Here is a 20,879-nt window from a genome sequence, read left to right on the forward strand (position 1 = left end):
ACGGACTTTCGCCATCTAAATCTTTCGTTTGAGTTGCAAATAATCTAAGAAATAGATGACTTTGATGGATAAATTATTATTTTGGTCGCTCTGAAGCGTATTTTGAAAATTGTCAAAGTAACGTGTATTGGCTATTTCTGAACTCATAACTCCTGCATCTTTCCACACAACATTCAGGAAGCTACCAGGAGCAAACTGCCAAGTATAAACCATATCAATATTAAAGTAATTGACATTACGGTTATATTTTTCGGTTAAACCTGTTTTTGGACTTAACGAACCATCATTGTTGAGTGTGAAAAACTCTTTGTTATCAACCACGCTCATATAATGTCTGGCTCTGAAAGTAAGTCCCATTTTATTGGTGAAATTATACTTTAAGTTAAATACATTATCAATGGTGCTTACTTTTCTGATAGCAAATAAAGTATTTCCATCATCAAGAGTTGTGGTATAACCCAAACCTCTTGGTCTTGGCTGAAAACCAAGTTGAAGCCCAACCGAAAACTTGCTATTGAAACGGTAATTTTGAGCTAAAAAAACATCAAAACCACTGAGTTTATAAAAATTTAAAAATACTCGCTCCACAACTTCTGCATTGACCGAATATTTCTTTGCCGAATTACTCTCTATCCAACCACCAAAAGCTACGCTTCCACCTCTTCTGAACACTTTTCCCATTGTGCGTGGCTCGTAAAAGTCATTCTGAACAGGGTTATAATTAGCAAAAGCACCAAACCAAATCAATTTTTTTGTCTGTGCATTGATATTCACATTGAATCTTGAATTCTGATATTTACTATCTATTTCACCAATTTGGGTGTATAAATTGCTCAAACCAGCATTAAAATTCAAAAATAAGCGATTATACCAGCCTTTTGGTTCGGTGTATCGGTAGCCAACGTGGAGGTTATGATTTATAAAATTATTATTCGTAAAATAACCTAAATCGTTGCTGGTATATTTTTCGTCGGTCAAGGCCTGTGAAAGATGATAATTGAATCGGCCGCTATTCTTTCCGAAACTTAAACTATGACTATAACCGAGTGAGTTTTCACTATTAGGTGTTTTATATTTTAAATGACTGAGCGATGCACTTCCTGCCAAATTATAGGTGTTTTTCTTGTCATAAAAGCTAAAAAGAGCGGCACTCACATTAGCATTGTATTCGTTTCCACCTCGCAAAACGCTGGTGTTGACAAAACTTACGCTCGAATTATTCTTGAGTGTTTGGTCAAGCACAAAAAGGTTATAATTGGTCGTTGGATTGGTTTCAAACTTACGAATTTCACCCGTTTCGATATTTTCGATGGTGGCAAATTGTGCTTGCGTAACAGCATTTAAAAGACCAACGCCCAAGCCGCTTTTGGTACGTCCCGAAATCTTTGAGGCATTAATTAGCTTCGATTCCGACGGATTTCTTAACATTCTTTCATTAGCTTTTACGTCATCGTAGGCATCATACAAATTAATTGGTGTGCCTCCGATTCGGCGAGAATAAAACAAATTTCCCTTGTTGAAAAGCTCAGTACCTTCCGTAAAAAAAGAACGATATTCATTGAATTTCACCTCGAAAGGTGTCAGATTCAAGACTTGATTATCACTTTGTACTTGCCCAAAATCTGGAATCAAGGTGGCATCGAGCGTAAATGCTTGGCTGAGGCCGAGTTTTAAATCTAAACCGCCTGACACTTGATTTGTCCAATTTTTCTGATTGGCCACATCCGTCGGGAAATGATTGGCATACACCGAAAAATATGGAAAAAGCTGCAATCGAAGTGGTGGTTTTATATCCGAAATGCCCTTCCATTGTCCTTCTTGGGTCAGAAAACCATTTACATTTGGGTCAATCGGATTCCAAGTATATTGTTGCTCGGTTTTTCTTCTTCTTCGGGTGATATTCAACCCCCAATTTTGTACTTTATCTTTACTAAACCTGATGGCCGCATAAGGCAAAAACATCTCGAAACTCCAACCTTTATCATGAATCACCACGGCACTTTTCCAAACGGCATTCCAGCTAAAATCTTCGCCACCGTTATTGCTATTTTGGTTTGAGGTCATTTTTGCGTCCCATTGTTCACCAAGTGGAGTCAAGAAATATTCAAAACCATTCAATTTGTCGTTATAAGTATCGAAAATCAAACCGATGTAATCATTTGTTCCGAAACCATCACGGCCTGATAATTCTTTCGCAATGCTATCGACATTTCGCTCGAAACAAGTTCCGCCGAAATAGATTCCTGCATCATCATACATCAAATAAGTTTCGGTATGATTTCCTTTTTCTTCTTTTCGACCAGCGGTTGGTCGAAACTCGGTGTAATCATCGGCTATGGCGGCATCTTGCCAAGCCAAATCATTCAGTTTGCCATCAATAACTACGGGTTTGTTGGTGCGTTTGGCTTCGAGTGAGCGAGGCGTTGGAGTTTGGGCAAACGTTAAGCTGAAGCCAATGCACGAGTGCATCAGAGTTAGTAAAAAGAGCTTTTTCATAATTGTTGTTTGTAAGTACAGTTTGTGTCGTAGAAGCTTAGAGCCTTTGCGGTCACAAATTTATTTTTGTTTGGCTTTCGACAAGTATTAATAAATGTTAAGAGGTGTATTTTTAACAATTATTAATCAATCTGATGTGAATACTTGTCTGAAAAAAAAAGGTTACAAAAAGTAATTACGACAACGACACTATTTTTTCATAAAAGTTGCATGGATGTAGGTTTTGTTTTGAAATAAGTTTTTGTTTTTAATGTGATAATAGCTTTTTCATAATTTTGTGTATCTGATGCTCTAAACCCTAATTTAGACAGCAAATAGTATTTTTCAAAACCTGTGCCAACTTTATAAAATATTGATAGTCAAATATTTGTATATTTTTTATAAAAAGTAAATGTCCGAAAATGGACAATTTAAGTACGCCTTCGGACATTGAGAATCTTAGAAAAAATAGTTTTGGTGAAACGAAATTGTATCTTTTCGGAATCTAACGTATATTTGAATGAGTTAGAAAAATTATGAAAAAGATAAACTAAAAATGAACCGCATAGATAGACTTTTCGGGATTCTTACCTTTTTACAATCAAGAAAATATGTTTCGGCCGAAAAAATTGCCGAGAAATTTAAAATTAGTGTCCGTACCGTTTACAGAGATTTAAAGGCTTTGAGCGAATCGGGCATTCCGTTGAGTTTTGAGCCAAACAAAGGGTATTTTGTAGTGCAGGGCTATTTTCTCCCACCAATTTCGCTATCAACCGAAGAAGCCAACGCCCTTCTTCTGACCGAATCGTTGGTTTATGGTTTTACCGATAAATCTATTCAGAAACATTACTCCAATGCTCTCAATAAAATAAAGTCGATTTTACCAACGCAACAAAAAGAAAAGGTTGAGTTTCTGACCAATAATATCAAATATCAAGTTCCCGAACGCCTCACGCAAGACTACGAACATCTCTCAATTTTGCAGCAAACCATTGCCGCCAAAACCATCATTGCGTTTTCGTATCGAAATAATAAAGAAGAACACAGTCGCCGCCAAGCAGAGCCAATCGGGTTGATTTTCTACGCTTTTGGTTGGCATTTGATAGCGTGGTGTCATACAAGAAACGAATACCGAGATTTTAATGTCTCACGAATGTCGAAAATTGAAGATACGCACCAAGCCTTCAAAAAGACCGACCACATCGAAGTAGGCGAATATATGCCGCAGATTCCTGTAAATTATTGATAACTGCTTCATAAGACAACAAAAAATATTTTAAGAACCCTATACAATTAAATTTATTGATTATAAAACCCATTGAAATGGGTAGCTAAGGGAACAAAGGATAAGAAAATGTATATGTGTCTTTCGACTTAAAGTCGAACAAAGAAAGAAAATATACCTTTGTTCTCTTAGTCAGCGAATAAATTCGCTGAGATACGTCAAAAAGCGTGTAGTTCCGAATAAACTTTCAAAAGTACTGACATAGGGTTGTCAGTGAGGCATATTTTCTTTGTGTCATTAACCAAAAATAACACAAAATTATGTCAATGATTGCAACCTTCCTCAAAGAATTAGAACAAGAATCCCTCGTCACTCGAAAGATGCTATCGCTCATTCCCGATGATAAATTCGACTGGCAGCCACACCCAAGAAGTATGACTTTTCGCCAGTTGGGTACGCACGTCGCCGAATTACCAACTTGGGTAACTTTAGCTTTAACGACCGATGAATTAGATTTTGCAACAACGCCCTACGTGCCAAAAGCAATCAATAATACGACTGAATTATTGGCGTATTTTGAAGAATCGTTGGCTGATGGACGTACGCAGCTTATTCCAGAAAATGAAGAAAAATTGACCGAATCGTGGAAGTTACGTACAGGCGACCAAATTTTTATGGATGTAAGTAAAGCCGAAGCCGTACGTAATGCGTTGAGCCAAACGACTCATCATAGAGCTCAATTAGGGGTTTTCTTACGCCTTTTGGATATTCCGATTCCTGGTTCTTATGGGCCAAGTGCCGACGAGAAAAACTTTTAAGCGAGGGATTTTCTAAAGACTTTTTAGCCAAAGGAAATTCATGAAAGGTATATAACCTACACAAAATTATGAAAAATGCTTTTTTAGGGTAAACGCAATCCACACAACTGAAAAGAGGTCATTAATAGACCTCTTTTTTATTTTTTGTGCTATCCATTTGTGCGGCACTTGCGGTGGCAATAGAGTCTTTCTCAAAATATGCCTTTTTGTCAGCATCGGTTGCTTGTTCGGGCGTACCAAAAGTGATAAAACCAGCAAAATAAGCTATCGCCATAAAGCCAATTAATAGACCGAAACCCCATCCCCAAAAACGCTTATAATCAAGTTTGGTTTCTTCTTTTATCTCAGTTTCGTTTTCTAATGCTTTTTTTTGATTAATATTCATGACAGTGAAAGTTTAGTTATACAATTATTCCCAAAAAAATAATACCACAGATTTTCTTATGAATAATGCAATAAATGGAGGAAATTTGGGGATAAACATCAGCATTTGATGATTATTCCACAGAGAAAAGCTTAAAAGTGAGTATAAAATGACTGAAATTGAGATTTTAGAAAGAAACCTGAATAAGTTTTCGGGAATGAGTAGTGAAGCGTTTCAGCTTTCGGCGAAATATTGGCAAGTGAAAACCTACAAAAAAGGTGATTTTTATAACGATTTTCAACAAGTTTGTAAGCATTTAGGAGTTGTTTTAGAAGGTGTCTTTCGCACTTACTACGTCGATGAAAAATCAGCCGACGAAAAAAATATTTTCTTCTACACTGATAATCAACTGGTGGTTTCGTATGCCAGTTTTATCAACCAAGTGCCGTGTCATTTTTATACGCAGTCGATGGTGGCATCAAAGGTTATTTACATTCATTTTGATAACCTGATGTCGCTTTACAGGCAATCGCACGAGTGGGAGCGGCTGGGAAGATTAATTGCCGAACAAGCCTCCAACGTATCGCTTAATCGAACCGAAAGTTTGCTATTTCAAACACCCGAACAGCGGTATTTAGATTTGATTACCTTCCACCCCGATATTATGAATACCATTCCGTTGTATCATATTTCATCGTATCTCGGTATTCAAGGGCCATCGTTAAGTAGAATCCGAAAAAGACTTTCTGAAAAAAAATAAACATTTCTGTACGATTTTAACTTGGGTTAAAGTTTTTGTTGTGACTGATGCTGACCTTTGTATCATCAAATTCAAAACAAACAATTTAAACAATAACGACAATGAAATTTACAAGACAAGCATCGGCCAATTGGAAAGGTACAGGGATGGAAGGCGTAGGAACAGTTTCTACACAAAGTACAACCCTTGATAAAGCTCAATTATCATTCAAAACTCGTTTTGCGGATGGCGTAGGTACAAACCCCGAAGAACTCATCGGAGCTGCTCATGCAGGTTGTTTTTCGATGAAATTTAGTTTCGTTTTGAACGAATTAGGTTTCACGGCCGATAACATCGACACAAATGCAAAAGTGGTGTTTGAAGATGGAAAAATAACGCATATTCATTTAGAAATGTCGGCTTCGATTCCGAATATTTCGGAAGAGCAATTCCAAGAAGCTGCCCTAAATGCCAAAGCAAACTGTCCGATTTCGCAATTATTCAATGCTGAAATCACGCTAACGGCTACTTTAGTTTAAGTATCATCAAAACACGCATAAATTTACTGAACACAGGCAGCAATGCCTGTGTTCTTTTTTGTATCTCTTACAAATACCGCAACCAAGTTTTTTCGGGGTGTTGGCTTTTATAATGGCTGTACCATCTACAAAGTGGATACATAATTAGAATCACGGCAAACCAAGCTAAATAAACCTGTGGAAGCGTAAGCCCATCATCGTTTTTGGGGCGGCCGAGTGTTTGTTCATGAAATACAAAATCGCTCCACTGATAGCCTTTCGCCAGAAATGTAATGATTAAAAAAGTGCGAATCACGTACCAGTGAATGAGGTAATAAAACAATGGTACACTGCCAAAAACCTTGAAAAATTTGAGTTTATTTTCACCATAAAGTTCGGCCAAATAGAGCATCACAAACGCAATGCCGACCATGCAGAGCGTAAAGTCGAGCGACGGAGCATTTTTAGAAACATTCAGAAAGGATAAAAACGTGTAAACGGGTTTTGCTTGGACACTCCATGGCACGGGGTCGCCGTAAAGATTAATAAAACGCAGCAGTAAGAACGTTCCCAAAAATCCACCAGCCATTTTCATGAAAAATGCTGTTCGTTTGGTTTTTTCTACCAAGAAATATTCGCCCAAACCATAGCCAATCAACATAATTGACCACCACGGCAGTATTGGGTAAGCCAAAATCAACAATCTTTCGCCAAGTGGAAGCACCGTAAGTACAAACAACGGACTCAAGGCATTTCTAAGACCCGATTCGGGAACTAAGGCCAGCAAACCATAGAAAATCATAATAACACTACCAATGCCCAAGGCTATTTTGTGCGATTTTCCAATCAAAAACGATAACAAGATAAACCCAACTCCGATGGCCGCAATGACTTGGAAAAGCAGGGTATGAAAACCAATATCTGACCAGATTCCGAACGAAATAATGCTAAACTCTAAGAATATTAACCAAAGTCCACGAGTTCGCAAAAACTTACGGGTTTCGCTGATATTATTTTGGTTTTTGGCCGAAATATACACCGAAACTCCCGATAAAAACACAAACGTAGGGGCACACAAATGCGTAATCCAGCGAGTGAAAAATAGAGCAGGGTAAGTATTTGATAAATCGGTTGGGTTTTGTGTGAGAGCATTTTGCAATAAAAAATCTCGTGTGTGGTCGAGAGCCATAATAACCATAACAATGCCACGAACGACATCAATCGAAGTAATTCTTTTCATAATTTCTAAGGAAGGTTTTTTGTTTTCAAATATAAATAAAACGGCTGTTTTTTTGAAAGAAATTGACCGCTTAAAGAAAAAAAAGAAATTATCACTTTTAAAAGAACGAACGTTCACTTATATTTGCACCTAATATGAGAATTCGTGACGAACATAAAGAACAGATTGTGAAGCAAAAAGCCATTGAACTGCTCGTGAGTCAAGGTTTTGAGGGTTTCAGCATGCAAAAATTGGCTAAAGCCGCCAATGTGTCGCCAGCTACGCTTTATATTTATTATCGAGATAAAGAAGATCTCGTGATGAGTATTGGCCGTGAAATTGGCAAAAAACTCAATCATGCGATATTCAAAGACTTTAATCCTGAAGCACCTTTTGAGGATGGAATGAGGGTTCAATGGCGAAACAGAGCCAATTTTATGCTGAGCCATGCACTTGAAATGACATTTTATGAGCAAATCAAAAACTCAACTTTTCGAGAAGCGGTGGCGGCTGATATTGTTGCTGAGTTTAAAGAAAAAATGAGTGTTTTTATGAGAAATGCTATTGAAAAGAATGAAGTAAAAGTCATGCCGATTGAAGTTTTTTGGTCTGTGGCGTATGCCCCTTTATATAATCTATTGCGTTTTCATAGTGAAGGAAAAAGTATCGGCGACCGCCCTTTTGTTTTTTCTGAAGAAATCATGTGGCAAACCTTCGATTTGGTGATGAAAGCACTTAAAATTTAAAAAATTTACCTAAATAATAAACGAACATTTATTTAATAATGAATAATAATACAACTTCGACTTTTACTCAATACCAGATTTTTATTATTGCTATTTTGGCAATCTTACAATTTACATTGATTTTAGATTTCATGGTTTTGTCACCTTTGGGTGCGATTTTGATGAAAGAATTGAGTCTTCAACCAAATCAATTTGGTTTGGTTGTGTCGGCTTATGCCTTTAGTGCAGGGGCTTCGGGACTTTTGGCGGCTGGCTTTGCCGATAGATTCGACCGTAAAAAACTACTACTATTCTTTTATGTAGGTTTTATTTTCGGCACAACGCTTTGTGCGATAGCCAATAGCTATGAATTTTTGTTGATAGCTCGAATCGTGACAGGTATTTTTGGGGGTGTAATTGGCTCAATCAGCTTTGCGATTATCTCCGATTTATTCAAACTCGAACTCCGTGGGCGTGTGATGGGCTTTGTGCAAATGGCGTTTTCGGCAAGTCAGATTTTGGGTTTACCGATTGGCTTATATCTGGCCAATGCCTTTGGCTGGCACTCACCGTTTTGGATGATTGTGGGTTTTTCGATAATCGTTGGCATTGCGATTGTGGTGTATATGCAGCCAATTACCGAACATTTGAAAGTGCAAAACGACCGAAATCCGTTTGAGCATTTATGGAAGACACTCTCAAAATCTGACTATTTAAGGGCATTTTTAGCAACAATCTTATTGGCTACTGGCGGTTTTATGCTCATGCCTTTTGGTAGTGCTTTTAGTATCAATAATCTAAAGATTGACATCAAAGATTTACCGATGTTGTATTTAGTGACAGGCATATTTACAATTACGTTTGGGCCTCTTTCGGGCAAATTGAGCGATAAATTGGGTAAATATAAAGTATTTTTTATTGGCTCAATCATCACCGTAATCATGGTTTTGATTTATACTAATTTAGGCCCAACCCCACTTTGGTTGGTTGTTGTTGTGAATGTGTTAATGTTTGCGGGTATTACCGCTCGAATGATTTCGGCATCTTCGCTCATGACTGCCGTTCCGCAGCTGCAAGACCGTGGAGCTTTTATGAGTATCAACTCCTCGATTCAACAGATTTCGGGTGGAGCTGCTGCTGCTTTGGCGGGTGTAATCGTATCGGAAGGAAGCGATGGGACGATGCAAAATTATCCATTTTTGGGTATTGTGGTAGTGGCTTCGATGCTTATCACAATTGGTATGATGTATATCTTGAATCGACAAATTCAAAGAAAACAATTAAATAAATCTCAGATTGACTGACATAGGGTTGTCAGTAACAGGTATTTATTTTGTTTATCCTTCCAAATTCAAACCATAGAATAGTCATGATTTGGGTATTCAAAACTACGATAAAAAATAAAATACAAGTACGAAAAGTAGCTCCATTGCTTGACGAACTTGTTTTGCCGCACGGAAAATGGAATTTTGATTTAGAAGATTGCGATAAAATCTTACGAATTGAAAGCCGAAAAATGGAAATTTGCGAAAGCTACATTGTGGAGCAATTAAGTGCTTCGGGCTATGGAATTGAGGTTTTAGAGTAGGTTAGGATGGAAATTGAAGATTAAGGAATGTAGATTGATGATTTAAGAATGATTGAATTAAAAAAATCTACAATCATTAACTTGAAATCCATAATCTTCAATTTCTAACAGACGAAAGTTATTTATTCATATACTTCTTTCCGTTTGAATATTTCATATCAACGCCAGATTTGAATTTTGTATTATCGAAATTGGCATCGTCTTTAAAATCGGCATATTTGAAATCGGCTTGATTACTGAAAGCAGTATTTTTGAAAGTAACACGCTCACTGAAATCAGCGTATTTGAAGTCAGCGTAATTTTTGAAACGTACATCAAAAAAATCAGCATCTTGTTTGAAAGAAGTGTATTTGAAATTGGCGTAATCATCGAAATCTGACTTCGCAAAAATTACTTCTTGCTTAAAATCTGCATATTTGAAATTGGCATCTTTCGAGAATTTCCCTCCACCAAACGAGGTTCTTTCAGCAAAATCAGAATATTTAAACTCTGTTTTTCCTGCAAAAGAACAGTTTTCAAAAACCACCGCTTTCTCAAAATCAGTCGAATAAGTTATTCCATCGCCGATATTCCAGTTTACACTACCGTTTCCAATTTTACGATTTTTTTCTTCTGCTAAGTTTTTATAGGCAATCACATCACCTTTAAACGTACAGTTCTTAAACGAAATTGGCACTTCTACGTAGCTTTTGTATTCTTCGTAATTGCCTTTGTTTTTGATGCGTTTTTTGTTTGAAAGTTCGGTTAAATCTAAATCTCCAATAATTACAGCATCTTGATAATCAACAGTTTGTCCTTTGTCAATGGCTTCAAAAATAGTTTTTGCCGAAATCTCTTTTTGAGCTGAAGCCGTCGTGCCGACGAAAGCAAAAAGCATTAAAATTAGTATCTTTTTCATAAAATAATTCTTAGGCCGTACGCCGTCCGTTTAGAGTGATTGGATATAAATAGATAACTTTCTTGTTAGATGGCTCAAAACCTTAGTCCGTAGGACTTTCATATTGGTAGAGATTATAATAGGTTCAGTTTTCAGAATGCCGTAGGTATTCAACAAATGACTCAATAGTTGAATACCTACGGCATTCTTGTTATACTTATTTGATGGATGCTACCGATATGAAAGTCCTACGGACTAAATAGCTCAGAATTAATCTATTAATCCTTTTCGATAATTTAACTGAAAAAATGTCTAATACACAAATTTATTCGTTGATATAAACACCGCCAGAGTTGGCGTCCATTCTTACGGCAATTCCACCACCATTAAGCGAGCCTTTCACACGGTCTTTTTCAACAGTTCCGCTGAATTTTGATAATGCTGGTACTTTTACTCTTTGTCCGTCAAGGTCTAAATCCATGCCTTTATCCATTGGCATTCTTACATGAATGCTTCCTGCACTCGTCGAAAGCGAAAGGTATTTGCCAAGCGATTTAATATCGGCACTAATTCCACCACCCGAAGTTGAGGCTTTTACGCTGGCTGTAATATCTTCTAATTTGATTGAACCACCCGAAGTTGAAGTTACGAAATCGCCACTGATTTCTTCGGCTCTGATTCCGCCACCACTGGTAGTTGCTTTGATTGAACCGTCGAGTTTTTTGAGAACCAAGCCTCCGCCCGAAGTGCTTAGTCTGATGTCGCCTTTGCAGCCTTCGGCATCAATTCCACCTCCACTGGTTGCTACGTCAATATTATCACGGCAACCGCTGATATTGATTCCTCCGCCCGAAGTGCGTCCTTTTACATTTCCACCCAAGTTTTGGAGTTTCAGGCCGCCACCGCTGGTCGTGAAACCTAAATTTCCTGTCAGGTTTTTGAGAGAGATTCCACCGCCGCTGGTTACTAAATCAGTAGAGATTTTTTCGGGAGTGTAGATTTTGAAAGAAATACTGAGGCCATTTTTCCAGTTGTTCCAGCCTCCTTCACTTTTGCGTTTGGCTACGCACGAAATCGTTTCGCCTTCTTTTTTTACACTTAATTCGTATTCTTTTAGGCGGTCTTCGATTTCTTCTTTGCTGAGGTTACTTCCACCGTTGTTTCCTCTTACATAAACCTCTACACGAGCTTCGTCACCTGCACCGCCAGTTACCGAAATTCCGCCACCCGATGTGCGAACATTAAGGTTTTTTACTTCTGATGATTTGTAAGTTTTTACGAAGTAAGGCGTTTCTTTATCTTGAGCCCAAGAAACCGTTGAAATGGATAATCCTAAAATAAATAATGAGAGTAGCTTTTTCATAAATTGCGTAATGTTAAGATTTCATAATTATTGTTGTCTGAACATAAGATGCAAAACATGAAACGAGCGTTGCAGAAAAGGCGAATTATTTTCAGAATAAATCCATTGGGTCTTCGACGACTCTTAGATTTTCGTTGAAAGTATCAATGAAACTCATGTCTGTTTGACTGACTTCGAAGTCGAAAATATCAAAATTCTCTTTGATTCGCTGCAAATTAGCTGATTTTGGAATACTCGAAACGCCATGCTGCAAAGCCCAACGCAAAATAATTTGGGCGGGAGTTTTATTATATTTTTGAGCAAGACTTTGAAGTTTTCGATCATTCATACGCATACCTCGCACGAGTGGAGTATAAGCTTGCAGTTGGATTTTCTTTTGTTTGCAAACTTCTGCCAAATCTTTCAAATATAAATACGGGCTAAATTCAACTTGATTAACGGCAGGAATAATACTGGCGTAAGATTCGAGTTCGGTTAAAAAAGGCACGAGATAATTTGCCACGCCGATTGCCTTAACTCGACCTTCGGTATAAATTTTTTCGAGAGCCAGCCAAGTGTCTTTTCTGGTTGCTTTGATTGGCCAATGAACCAAATAAAGGTCGATGTAGTCGATGTTGAGTTTTTTTAGACTTTCATCAAAAGCCCGCAGTGTTTTATCAAAACCTTGGTCGCCGTTATTTACTTTAGTTGTCACGAAAATATCGCTTCGTTTAATGCCACTTTCACGCACAGCGTTACCAATTTCGGTTTCGTTTTTATACATTTCGGCAGTGTCTATGAGTCGATACCCAGTTTCTAAAGCCCACAATACGGCCTGTTCGGCTTCACGGTTATACATATCATAAACGCCCAAGCCGAGTAGTGGCATTTGATTACCGTTGTTGAGAGTAGTATAGAGTTGGTTTTGCATAGAGTGTTTGGTTTTAGCAAAATTACGATGATTTTTGAAGAAATGAACGTTGAGTAATGACGAGCCGAAAATCCTGAAAGGATGATATTATTATAGAGAAAGAAGCAAATCTGAGCGTTTTTAAAACTCCGAAGGAGTGATATTATACAACATATAATATCACTCCTTCGGAGTTTTGATTGTTGGCGAAATATATACTGCTATAATCTTTCCACCCCTTCGGGATTTAAAATCATCTTTTATTTATTTCGCATTTTTTCTCAAATTACCATTTTTCTAAACCCAAAAGTTTTTTGCCTAAATCGTTTAACTGTGCTGTATTATATTTAGTTTTTTCCCAATTACGAGGGTCGCCTGGGAACGCATAGCCTTCGGGAGAAATACGGTTTTTCCAAGAATTTACTCGCCAGTCACGCAAATCATCGTTTTCTTCTTCGGCTGGCATCATCGAAATATATTGGGCGATACGCACCTTGTCAGTCGAATTATTCGGACGAATTCCGTGCGGTTGACTGCTATTAAAAATCAATAAATCACCAGCTTCGAGTTTTACTTTTACCAATTTATCTTCAAAACCTGTAATATCGGGTTTGAAACGATTGCGGTCTTCTGGTTGGGTTAATTTCCAAGTATCATACGTGCGGAATAACTCAGGAATACACTGAAAACCGCCCATGTTTTCGTCGGTTTGGTCGGCTAAAGCCAATACTCCTTGTACGTTTTGTGGTTTTGTTTCGGGGTCATAGTCCCAGTGAATAAATCCTTTATATTCAAACCCAGGGCGAAGCGGAAAGTTCAAATTTGCACGGTCGATGGTTACCCATAGTTTTTCGGTTCCCCATACATCTACAAAAGCATCATACACTCGTTGAGACTGGCGGTTATTCCAAAGGTGTTGGTTGTTATACACTTCCACCATTCCCGTACCCGTGAGTTCCTTCATTTGCATTTCGGCACGTGGGGCAGTGTACCAAGTGCTTTGGTCGTTAGGGTCTTTTTCTTCAAACTCCCAAATAAATTCAGCTGTGCGAAGAGCTTGTTCTCGTGGTACGGCATTTTTGATAATTACGTAACCATTTCCTATCCAAAAATTCCAGTCTTCTTCGCTCAAAACTCGCAGTGGGCCGCCTTTGTTGAGGCTTGTACGAAGTTTAATTTGGCTACTGGTAGCGGTTGAAGGATTCCCAGGTTTATCCGTATGATTTTTATTGGGCATCATCGTTGGGGTTGCCATTGTCATTTGCATAGCGTATGTTTTTTTGTGAATGATATTGAGTAATTATTACTTCTATTATTTATTGCGGCGATTGAAATCACCGACTAAAAGAACAAAGGAGTTTTTTAGTAAATGTGGACTTCAAGTCCGCATAAAGTATCGCCACAGTTCCTTTGTTTCTTTAGCTGGTGAATTTATTCACTCGCTGATATGACATTATTTAGTTATATTTTTAATCAAAATAATGATACAAATGTAGCAGCTAAAATTAAACTATTCTTAACCTATAATTGCCAATTTTTGAACAATATTGATTTTATGTAGATAATTATATAGACAAATTACGAAAAATGTGCAAATTTGATAGAAGTGTGTCACCTAACTTGTATTTTGAAGTGCAGCAAAATGAAAATTGTTTTAGAAGAGTTTACGATTGATTCCGAAAGTTCATTTCGGGTTTTTAGGCCACGATTGGGTCAGATTTTTTATTGGCATTTTCACCCTGAATTTGAGTTGGTTTTTATCGAAGGAACGGACGGTACTCGGCACGTTGGCGAACATATTTCTCGATTCGAGGGTAGCGATTTAGTTTTCATAGGCTCAAATATTCCGCACCTCAATTTTGACTATTTAGTAAAAACTGATTATGAAAAAGTTGTACTGCAAGTTCGACAAGATTTCCTGCAAAATGCCATGCTCGAAACTCCTGAATTGGCAGCTATTCAGCAACTTTTTCAACGCTCGCAGTATGGAATTGCTTTCGGAAAAAAAACAAAGAAAATGATTGGCGAACGAATGAAACTGCTCGACGGACTAAGTTATTTCGGACAGTTTTTGGAGATATTGAGTGTTTTTCAGCTTTTGGCAACTACGCAAGATTATGTGTTGCTGCACGAACAACCCGTTGAAAATCAATACAATAAGAAAGACCAAGAACGCATCAAACGCTTGTATCAGTTTATTGATGAGAATTATCAGCGAAAAATAGATTTGCAGGAAGTAGCTGCTTTGAGTCATTTGAGCGAAGCGGCTTTTTGTAGATATTTCAAGAAAATGACGAAGGTAACGTTCACCGAATTCCTGAATCATTACCGAGTCAATCAGGCTAAAAATTTGCTTTTACTTGATAAAAACGTAACTGAAACTTGCTTTGATTGTGGTTTTGAAAGTATGTCGTATTTCAACAGAACTTTCAAAAAACTGACAGGAGAAAATCCTTTGGCTTTTAAGAAACGGTATTTTACGAAGTAGATTTTCGGGGAAATACTATTTATTGCCGTCAGTTAAAACTGACGGCAATAAACTCTTCTTATAATAAAATTCGGGATAAGCTATGTTCATTTATTTCCCCAAAACAATCCAACGATTGAGGGTATTATAGGGCATTTCAATGACAATTTTATAAAACTGCGAAGGCAATTTACTGACATCAATCGTAGCTTTTTCGGCATCAACGGCTACTTGTTTGACTAATTGGTAAGTATCTTTTCCGCCAGTTTCAAAATTATTGGTAGTGGCGAGCCAAATCTTTGCTTTTCCTTTTTTGTCGATGGCTTTCCAAGTTAGGTCAATACTACCATCTTTTAATTTTGCTTCGGGCGAAATGGCTGAAACTTTGCCAGTTAATGGAACTCCGTCGATTTCGAAATGTTGCTCACGAGGCAAAGAAATCTGCATAAACGATGCAATTGAAGGCATAATATCAACAATGGCAGGTTGATTTTGCTTAAAATATGGATTGAGGTTTTGAGCATTTGTTACAATCCAAGTAGCACGCTCTCTGTCCGATTGTCCGCCATGACCTTTGCCTGTTTTGGCATCTCGACCGTGGTCGGTCGTAATGTAAATTACCCAATCTTCTTTAAAATTTGCTTGGCGATACTTGATAGCCTGCCAGATTTTTCCCACTTGTTTATCCATCGTTTCGATAGCCGCATAAAACTCTGGACTATCGCCGTGTTTATGCCCCATATCGTCCGTAAATTCCAAATATACCCAACTCAAATCGGGGGCATCGGTTCTAATAGATTTTGCCGCAGCGGCTGTTACTTCTTCATCAATCAAATTGATGTATTTGCTTTGTTTATCGTGCGGGTAGCGAGCGGTATCGAGTTCTAAACCATCGAAATGGAAATCGGTTTTGAGTTTGCCAGTTTGTGGTAAATCATCACCTACGAGTTTGGTTCTGTTATCAAGCCAAGTCGAAAATACGGCGGTTTTCTTTTCGGGGTATTGTTGTTTGAAGAATCGAAAGATTGTCCAATAATTATAATTCGGTGCTTTGATGTCGTTGTCCCAAACGTTGTGCTTGTTTACCCAAGTGCCAGTCAGTAAACTATTGTAGCCAACGGCCGAAATCGTCGGGGTCTGGGAATAACTTTTGCGTTCGCCACCCACATACGCACGGGCGTAACCACCCACTTGGGCGATTGAATCAAGGTGTGGCTTTTTGAGTTTTTCAATCACATCGGCAGGAATACCATCGACAATGATAAAAACGGCTTTTTTCTTGATTTGGGCTGAAAGATTTAAAGAGACAAGCGTATAAATTAAAATAAATACTTTTTTCATGCGGAAGATTTATAGATGTTGACACCACAAATATAGATACGCACTTTTGATTTTGAGATAAAGGATTTGTTAAATTAGAGAAAAACAAAAAGTGCCAGTATTCTGAACACTGGCACTTTTAAAAAAGGTTTTTTTATGCTATTCATCCAAAATACTCTCTTCCATTGTGGTAGAGTTTCCACCTTGCATAATTTCAATGAGTTGCTTGATGTTATAGACCGAGCGGTTATATTTATTACTGAGTAGAATTATCACAAAATCTTCACGAGGGTCGAAAAACATAATGGTGTTGTAGCCTTTCCACCAACCCGTATGATACACGTAGTCGGTCTGTTGTTTGGCATTTACCCAGAGTCTGAAACCGTAGCCATAATTCCTCAGCCCTGGAAACTCAAAACTACGAGGCATAATCATTTCACGGAAAGATTCTTTGCTAATGATAGCATTAGTTTTTAGAGCTTCATACCATTTTAGTAAATCACCCAAGGTCGAATAAACTCCTTTATCACCCGAAATATCATCATAATAATCTTTCGGTAATTTTCTGCCAAACTGATACCCAATCGTACGATTGATATTGATAGAATCATTTTTGGTAGTTACGATATAAGAATCTTTCATGCCAATCGGACGAAAAATGTTTTCTCGCATATATGTATCAAAATCTTTGCCCGTAACTTTCTCAACCAACGCTGCTAAGATGGCAAAATTGGTGTTATTGTAACCAAAATAATGGTCGGGTTGATTAAACATTCTTGGCGTTGGCTGCACGGTTGCAAACCATTCCATAATTTGCTGATTAGTTGGGTAAGCTTTGGTTTCTCTAACCATCTTATCAAAAGTATATTGATAAAATGGCAAACCCGAACGGTGGCAAAGCAAACTACGAATCGTGATACCATCGTATGGAAAATTTGGGTAATAATCTTTTACAGTGTAATCAAGGCCGAGTTTTCCTTGTTCAGCCAATTTCATGACCGCAACTGCCGTAAATGTCTTTGAAAGTGAAGCAAGTTGAAACTTCGATTGTAGGTTATTTTTAACTGAGTCATTAGCAAAACCAAAGGCATTTTGATACACAATTACACCTTTTTGGGCAATCAGCACATTTCCATTAAAACCCTGAGTTAATTTTTGCTGAATAACTTGTTCAATCAAAGCCGCTTTTTTATCTGCATTAATTTCTTTTCTAATACGAGCTTCCTCTTTCTTTAGAGCAGCACTATCCACTTTTTTCTCGCTTTTACTTGAGCCAACATTCTGACACGAAAAAACACTTGTAGCGAGCAAACAAACAACAATATAGTAGTAACTACTGAAAGGAAAGCTTTTAGTCAATTTCATCATAATATCTCACAAATCCGAATCAAACAAACGAAGTAAAGTAGCTGTAATTTAAGTAGGACAGAAAGCAAAATCTGCCAAATTGTGTCGAAAAAATAATAGGTGATGTTTTAGAAGTAGTGTAGAAAACTGTGCATGGAAACTTAATTTCCACGCACATATTGCAAAATGATAATCAAAAACGTAGTAAAAATAACGCTGCAAATGATTTTCAGAACCGTAATCAAGAAAAACTGAAAACCGCCTGCTTCTACAAAAAACAGCATTGAGTGGTGAATTATTGTAAGAATAGCCACGTATCTTACAAAACGCTCACCGCCCATATCTTTCAACGAAATTGTAATATCGTTTTCAACACCTTTTGTTGGGAATAAAAACTTGATGATGTAGCCTCTCAAATACCCAATCATCACACTGGCGGAGGCGTGTACACCTGCGGTATTGTAGAAAATATCAACTAACAAACCTATCAGAAAACTTATCAAAATCACCCAAATTGGATCAACTTCATCAGGTAAGAGTAAAATACACGCAATATAAACAAAGCAAAACGCCACATCGAAGAACACAAAATTGCGGAGAATCACAATTTGTAGTACTAAATAAATGACGAATGTAAGGACTAATTTTATGACCGTCTGAGAATTCATTTCTTTTCTTCGGTGGTTGATTGCTCTAATAAATCTTGTTCTTTTTTCAGCTTATTGTTTACTATGTAAACATAAGATAAATTGCGGAAGTCAGTTGCCAACTCCACTTCAATATCAAAAAACGCTTGGTCTTGTTTGGCACTTAGCTTACGAATTTTACCAATCATTGTTCCCGACGGATAAATTACGTTTTGCTCAGAAGTAACCACCGAGTCGCCCTGTTTGATTGGCTTAAAGCGGTCAATCGTATTCAAATTAATGATTTTTGGATTCAGACCACCCCATTCGGCAATACCTAAGGCTTTATCGTTTTTAGTACGAAGCGTCAAGTTTTTGATTTCTGACGAAACCTTCGACTCTGAGTGTAGAATCGAATAAACACGAGAGAAATGCTCAGAGCATTGCATCACCGTTCCAACAACTCCTTGCGGACAAATTACGCCCATTCCAGGTTCAATGCCATCAAGTGTACCTTTATCGATCGTCAAGTAGTTTTTCGATAAACCAACTGTATTATTGACAACCTTCGCCACCTTAAACTCGAAACGGAGTGCAAAGGCTGAATCAACCTTATAATAATCTCCCTCTCTTTGCTTAAACGATTGCATGGCCGACACTGCTTTTTTGAGTTGAGCATTTTCAGCAATCAATTGGTCGTTTACATTGCCAAGATTCATGTAGTTTTTTACATAATTTGAGCTTTCGAGGGTCTTGGCTGCGTAGAAATTGGAAGTATTAAAAAACGAAACATCCCAGTAATGATTGTTCTTGACGAGCAACCAAAAGCTGACGAGTTCGAGAATAGCAAACAAAAGAAAATTTCGTATGCGAAATATAAGTCGGAAGAGTTGCGACATATTTTTAAGTTCTGAGTTCTGGGTTCTGAGTTCTGAGTTGTCTAAACTAAGCCATAATCACAATTAAAGTGAAAGCAGTTGAATGTAGAAACCATTCAACTGCTTTTTGTAATTTATACTTAGAGAACCTGAGTGATATATTTAATTACTCAGAACTCAGAACTCAGAATTCAGAACTAATGAATTACTGAACTATAACTGCTCTATATTTTTCGATATTTTTCAAAATCTCACCTGTTCCACGCACAACCGCACGGAGTGGGTCGTCAGCTACGTGAATCGGAAGTTTTGTTTTAATAGCCAAACGTTTGTCTAAGCCATGAAGCAATGCTCCACCACCTGTCAGATAAATACCATTTTCGTAAATGTCGGCCGAAAGTTCTGGTGGCGACATCTCCAATGCACGCATGATGGCTTCTTCAATTTTTGAAATTGATTTATCAAGAGCGTAAGCAATTTCGCTGTAAGTTACCTTGATTTCTTTCGGAATACCCGTCATTAAGTCACGACCACGAATCTCGATGTCAGCTGGTGGATTATCCAAATCTGGTAAAGCCGCACCAACCTGAATCTTGATAAATTCTGCCGAACGCTCGCCAATAAGCAAGTTATGCTCACGACGCATATAATCAACAATATCTCTCGTAAATAAATCACCTGCAATACGAACCGACGCTTCACAAACGATGCCCGAAAGAGCAATAACCGCAATCTCAGTTGTACCACCACCGATGTCAGCAATCATTGAGCCATTGGGTTGCTCAATGTCGATACCAATACCGATAGCTGCAGCAATTGGCTCGTGTACCATGTAAACTTCTTTTGCACCTGCGTGTTCGGCTGAATCTTTTACGGCACGTTTCTCAACCTCGGTGATACCTGATGGAATACAGATAACCATGCGGTGAGAAGGTGAGAAAAACCAACTACGCCCCGTCTCAATCATCTTAATCATACCACGAATCATTAATTCAGCGGCAGTAAAGTCAGCAATTACACCATCTTTGAGTGGACGAATAGTTTTTATATTTTCATTGGTTTTTTCGTGCATTTGCATTGCTTTATGACCTATCGCCAACACTTTTCCAGTAATTTTGTCTAAAGCAATAATAGAAGGTTCATCTACAACGATTTGGTCTTTGTAGATAATGAGGGTATTTGCCGTACCCAAGTCAATCGCGATGTCACTCGTGAGGAAGTTAAACAGTCCAGCCATTTTGAGCTTTATGGGTTAATTTTTTTTAAATTGTCCGCAAATTTACAACTATTATTTACAAAATATTTCTAAAAAGTTGAAAAAGTATTGAAAAAGAGAAAAGTATAATGTCTATTAGATTGCTTTGAGAGGTAATACGACGCTTTTTCAATGAAAAACTTGTGTTTTGAGCATATTTACTCATAAAACTAAGGATTTAGCTCG

Annotated in this window: 20 protein-coding genes; 8 read left to right on the forward strand and 12 right to left on the reverse strand. The window is 37.7% G+C overall.

Annotation, left to right across the window (positions count from 1 at the left end; translation table 11 throughout):
* Nucleotides 1-15: 15 nt before the first annotated feature.
* Entirely contained in the window at nt 16-2,496 is a 2,481-nt protein-coding gene (locus ABR854_RS20875) for a DUF5916 domain-containing protein (protein WP_350267794.1), read from the reverse strand.
* 535 nt (nt 2,497-3,031) lie between these two features.
* Here ABR854_RS20875 and ABR854_RS20880 point away from each other — a divergent pair.
* Both ABR854_RS20880 and ABR854_RS20885 read left to right on the forward strand, forming a co-directional pair.
* A complete protein-coding gene (locus ABR854_RS20880; RefSeq protein ID WP_064197475.1) occupies nt 3,032-3,721 on the forward strand; it encodes a helix-turn-helix transcriptional regulator in 690 nt (229 codons plus the stop codon).
* Between the two features lie 299 nt (nt 3,722-4,020).
* Nucleotides 4,021-4,518 (forward strand): DinB family protein, encoded by a 498-nt coding sequence (locus ABR854_RS20885; protein WP_350267795.1) that lies wholly within the window; start codon nt 4,021-4,023, stop codon nt 4,516-4,518.
* A gap of 121 nt (nt 4,519-4,639) precedes the next feature.
* Here ABR854_RS20885 and ABR854_RS20890 read toward each other — a convergent pair whose 3' ends face one another.
* Entirely contained in the window at nt 4,640-4,903 is a 264-nt protein-coding gene (locus ABR854_RS20890; RefSeq protein WP_350267796.1) for a hypothetical protein, read from the reverse strand.
* A gap of 148 nt (nt 4,904-5,051) precedes the next feature.
* On the opposite strand from ABR854_RS20890, the gene ABR854_RS20895 reads away from it, so the two are divergent.
* Nucleotides 5,052-5,642, forward strand: a complete 591-nt coding sequence (locus tag ABR854_RS20895; protein ID WP_350267797.1) for a Crp/Fnr family transcriptional regulator — start codon at nt 5,052-5,054, stop codon at nt 5,640-5,642.
* A gap of 101 nt (nt 5,643-5,743) precedes the next feature.
* A complete protein-coding gene (locus ABR854_RS20900) occupies nt 5,744-6,160 on the forward strand; it encodes an OsmC family protein (RefSeq protein ID WP_350267798.1) in 417 nt (138 codons plus the stop codon).
* Nucleotides 6,161-6,227: 67 nt separating this feature from the next.
* Here the strand turns inward: ABR854_RS20900 and ABR854_RS20905 are convergent, their stop codons facing one another.
* The gene (locus tag ABR854_RS20905; protein WP_350267799.1) at nt 6,228-7,379 is read right to left on the reverse strand and encodes an acetyltransferase domain-containing protein; all 1,152 of its coding nucleotides are present in this window, start codon (nt 7,377-7,379) and stop codon (nt 6,228-6,230) included.
* A gap of 134 nt (nt 7,380-7,513) precedes the next feature.
* Here ABR854_RS20905 and ABR854_RS20910 point away from each other — a divergent pair, with 134 nt between their 5' ends.
* The 3 genes from ABR854_RS20910 (at nt 7,514) to ABR854_RS20920 (ending at nt 9,671) form a co-directional block, all read left to right on the forward strand.
* Entirely contained in the window at nt 7,514-8,104 is a 591-nt protein-coding gene (locus tag ABR854_RS20910) for a TetR/AcrR family transcriptional regulator (protein WP_350267800.1), read from the forward strand.
* A gap of 38 nt (nt 8,105-8,142) precedes the next feature.
* Complete coding sequence (locus tag ABR854_RS20915) at nt 8,143-9,387, forward strand: MFS transporter (protein WP_350267801.1); 1,245 nt, start codon at nt 8,143-8,145, stop codon at nt 9,385-9,387.
* 65 nt (nt 9,388-9,452) lie between these two features.
* Entirely contained in the window at nt 9,453-9,671 is a 219-nt protein-coding gene (locus tag ABR854_RS20920; RefSeq protein WP_350267802.1) for a hypothetical protein, read from the forward strand.
* Between the two features lie 118 nt (nt 9,672-9,789).
* Here the strand turns inward: ABR854_RS20920 and ABR854_RS20925 are convergent, their stop codons facing one another.
* The 4 genes from ABR854_RS20925 to ABR854_RS20940 all read right to left on the reverse strand — a co-directional run bounded on the left by ABR854_RS20925 (nt 9,790) and on the right by ABR854_RS20940 (nt 14,067).
* Nucleotides 9,790-10,569 carry a pentapeptide repeat-containing protein gene (locus tag ABR854_RS20925; RefSeq protein WP_350267803.1) on the reverse strand — a complete coding sequence of 260 codons (780 nt, stop codon included), beginning with the start codon at nt 10,567-10,569 and terminating at the stop codon, nt 9,790-9,792.
* Between the two features lie 304 nt (nt 10,570-10,873).
* Nucleotides 10,874-11,911, reverse strand: coding sequence for a DUF4097 family beta strand repeat-containing protein (locus ABR854_RS20930; RefSeq protein ID WP_350267804.1), 1,038 nt, complete (start codon nt 11,909-11,911; stop codon nt 10,874-10,876).
* 91 nt (nt 11,912-12,002) lie between these two features.
* Nucleotides 12,003-12,821 carry an aldo/keto reductase gene (locus ABR854_RS20935; RefSeq protein WP_350267805.1) on the reverse strand — a complete coding sequence of 273 codons (819 nt, stop codon included), beginning with the start codon at nt 12,819-12,821 and terminating at the stop codon, nt 12,003-12,005.
* A 265-nt stretch (nt 12,822-13,086) separates the two neighbouring features.
* Nucleotides 13,087-14,067, reverse strand: coding sequence for a phytanoyl-CoA dioxygenase family protein (locus ABR854_RS20940; RefSeq protein ID WP_350267806.1), 981 nt, complete (start codon nt 14,065-14,067; stop codon nt 13,087-13,089).
* Between the two features lie 375 nt (nt 14,068-14,442).
* Here ABR854_RS20940 and ABR854_RS20945 point away from each other — a divergent pair, with 375 nt between their 5' ends.
* Nucleotides 14,443-15,288: an AraC family transcriptional regulator gene (locus ABR854_RS20945; protein WP_350267807.1), complete on the forward strand. Its 846-nt coding sequence runs from the start codon at nt 14,443-14,445 to the stop codon at nt 15,286-15,288.
* 90 nt (nt 15,289-15,378) lie between these two features.
* Here ABR854_RS20945 and ABR854_RS20950 read toward each other — a convergent pair whose 3' ends face one another.
* From ABR854_RS20950 to ABR854_RS20970, 5 genes are all read right to left on the reverse strand, one after another.
* Complete coding sequence (locus tag ABR854_RS20950; RefSeq protein WP_350267808.1) at nt 15,379-16,608, reverse strand: alkaline phosphatase family protein; 1,230 nt, start codon at nt 16,606-16,608, stop codon at nt 15,379-15,381.
* Nucleotides 16,609-16,746: 138 nt separating this feature from the next.
* On the reverse strand, nt 16,747-17,955 hold the full coding sequence (locus ABR854_RS20955; protein ID WP_350267809.1) for a serine hydrolase domain-containing protein: 1,209 nt from the start codon (nt 17,953-17,955) through the stop codon (nt 16,747-16,749).
* A 140-nt stretch (nt 17,956-18,095) separates the two neighbouring features.
* A complete protein-coding gene (locus ABR854_RS20960) occupies nt 18,096-18,602 on the reverse strand; it encodes a hypothetical protein (RefSeq protein WP_064197492.1) in 507 nt (168 codons plus the stop codon).
* A complete protein-coding gene (gene mreC / locus ABR854_RS20965) occupies nt 18,599-19,459 on the reverse strand; it encodes a rod shape-determining protein MreC (protein WP_064197493.1) in 861 nt (286 codons plus the stop codon). Before mreC ends, ABR854_RS20960 begins: the two co-directional genes overlap by 4 nt.
* Before the next feature lie 184 nt (nt 19,460-19,643).
* Nucleotides 19,644-20,675 carry a rod shape-determining protein gene (locus ABR854_RS20970; RefSeq protein ID WP_015028530.1) on the reverse strand — a complete coding sequence of 344 codons (1,032 nt, stop codon included), beginning with the start codon at nt 20,673-20,675 and terminating at the stop codon, nt 19,644-19,646.
* Nucleotides 20,676-20,879 lie beyond the last annotated feature (204 nt).

The sequence above is a fragment of the Emticicia sp. W12TSBA100-4 genome (genome assembly GCF_040253585.1).
Classification (GTDB): domain Bacteria; phylum Bacteroidota; class Bacteroidia; order Cytophagales; family Spirosomataceae; genus Emticicia.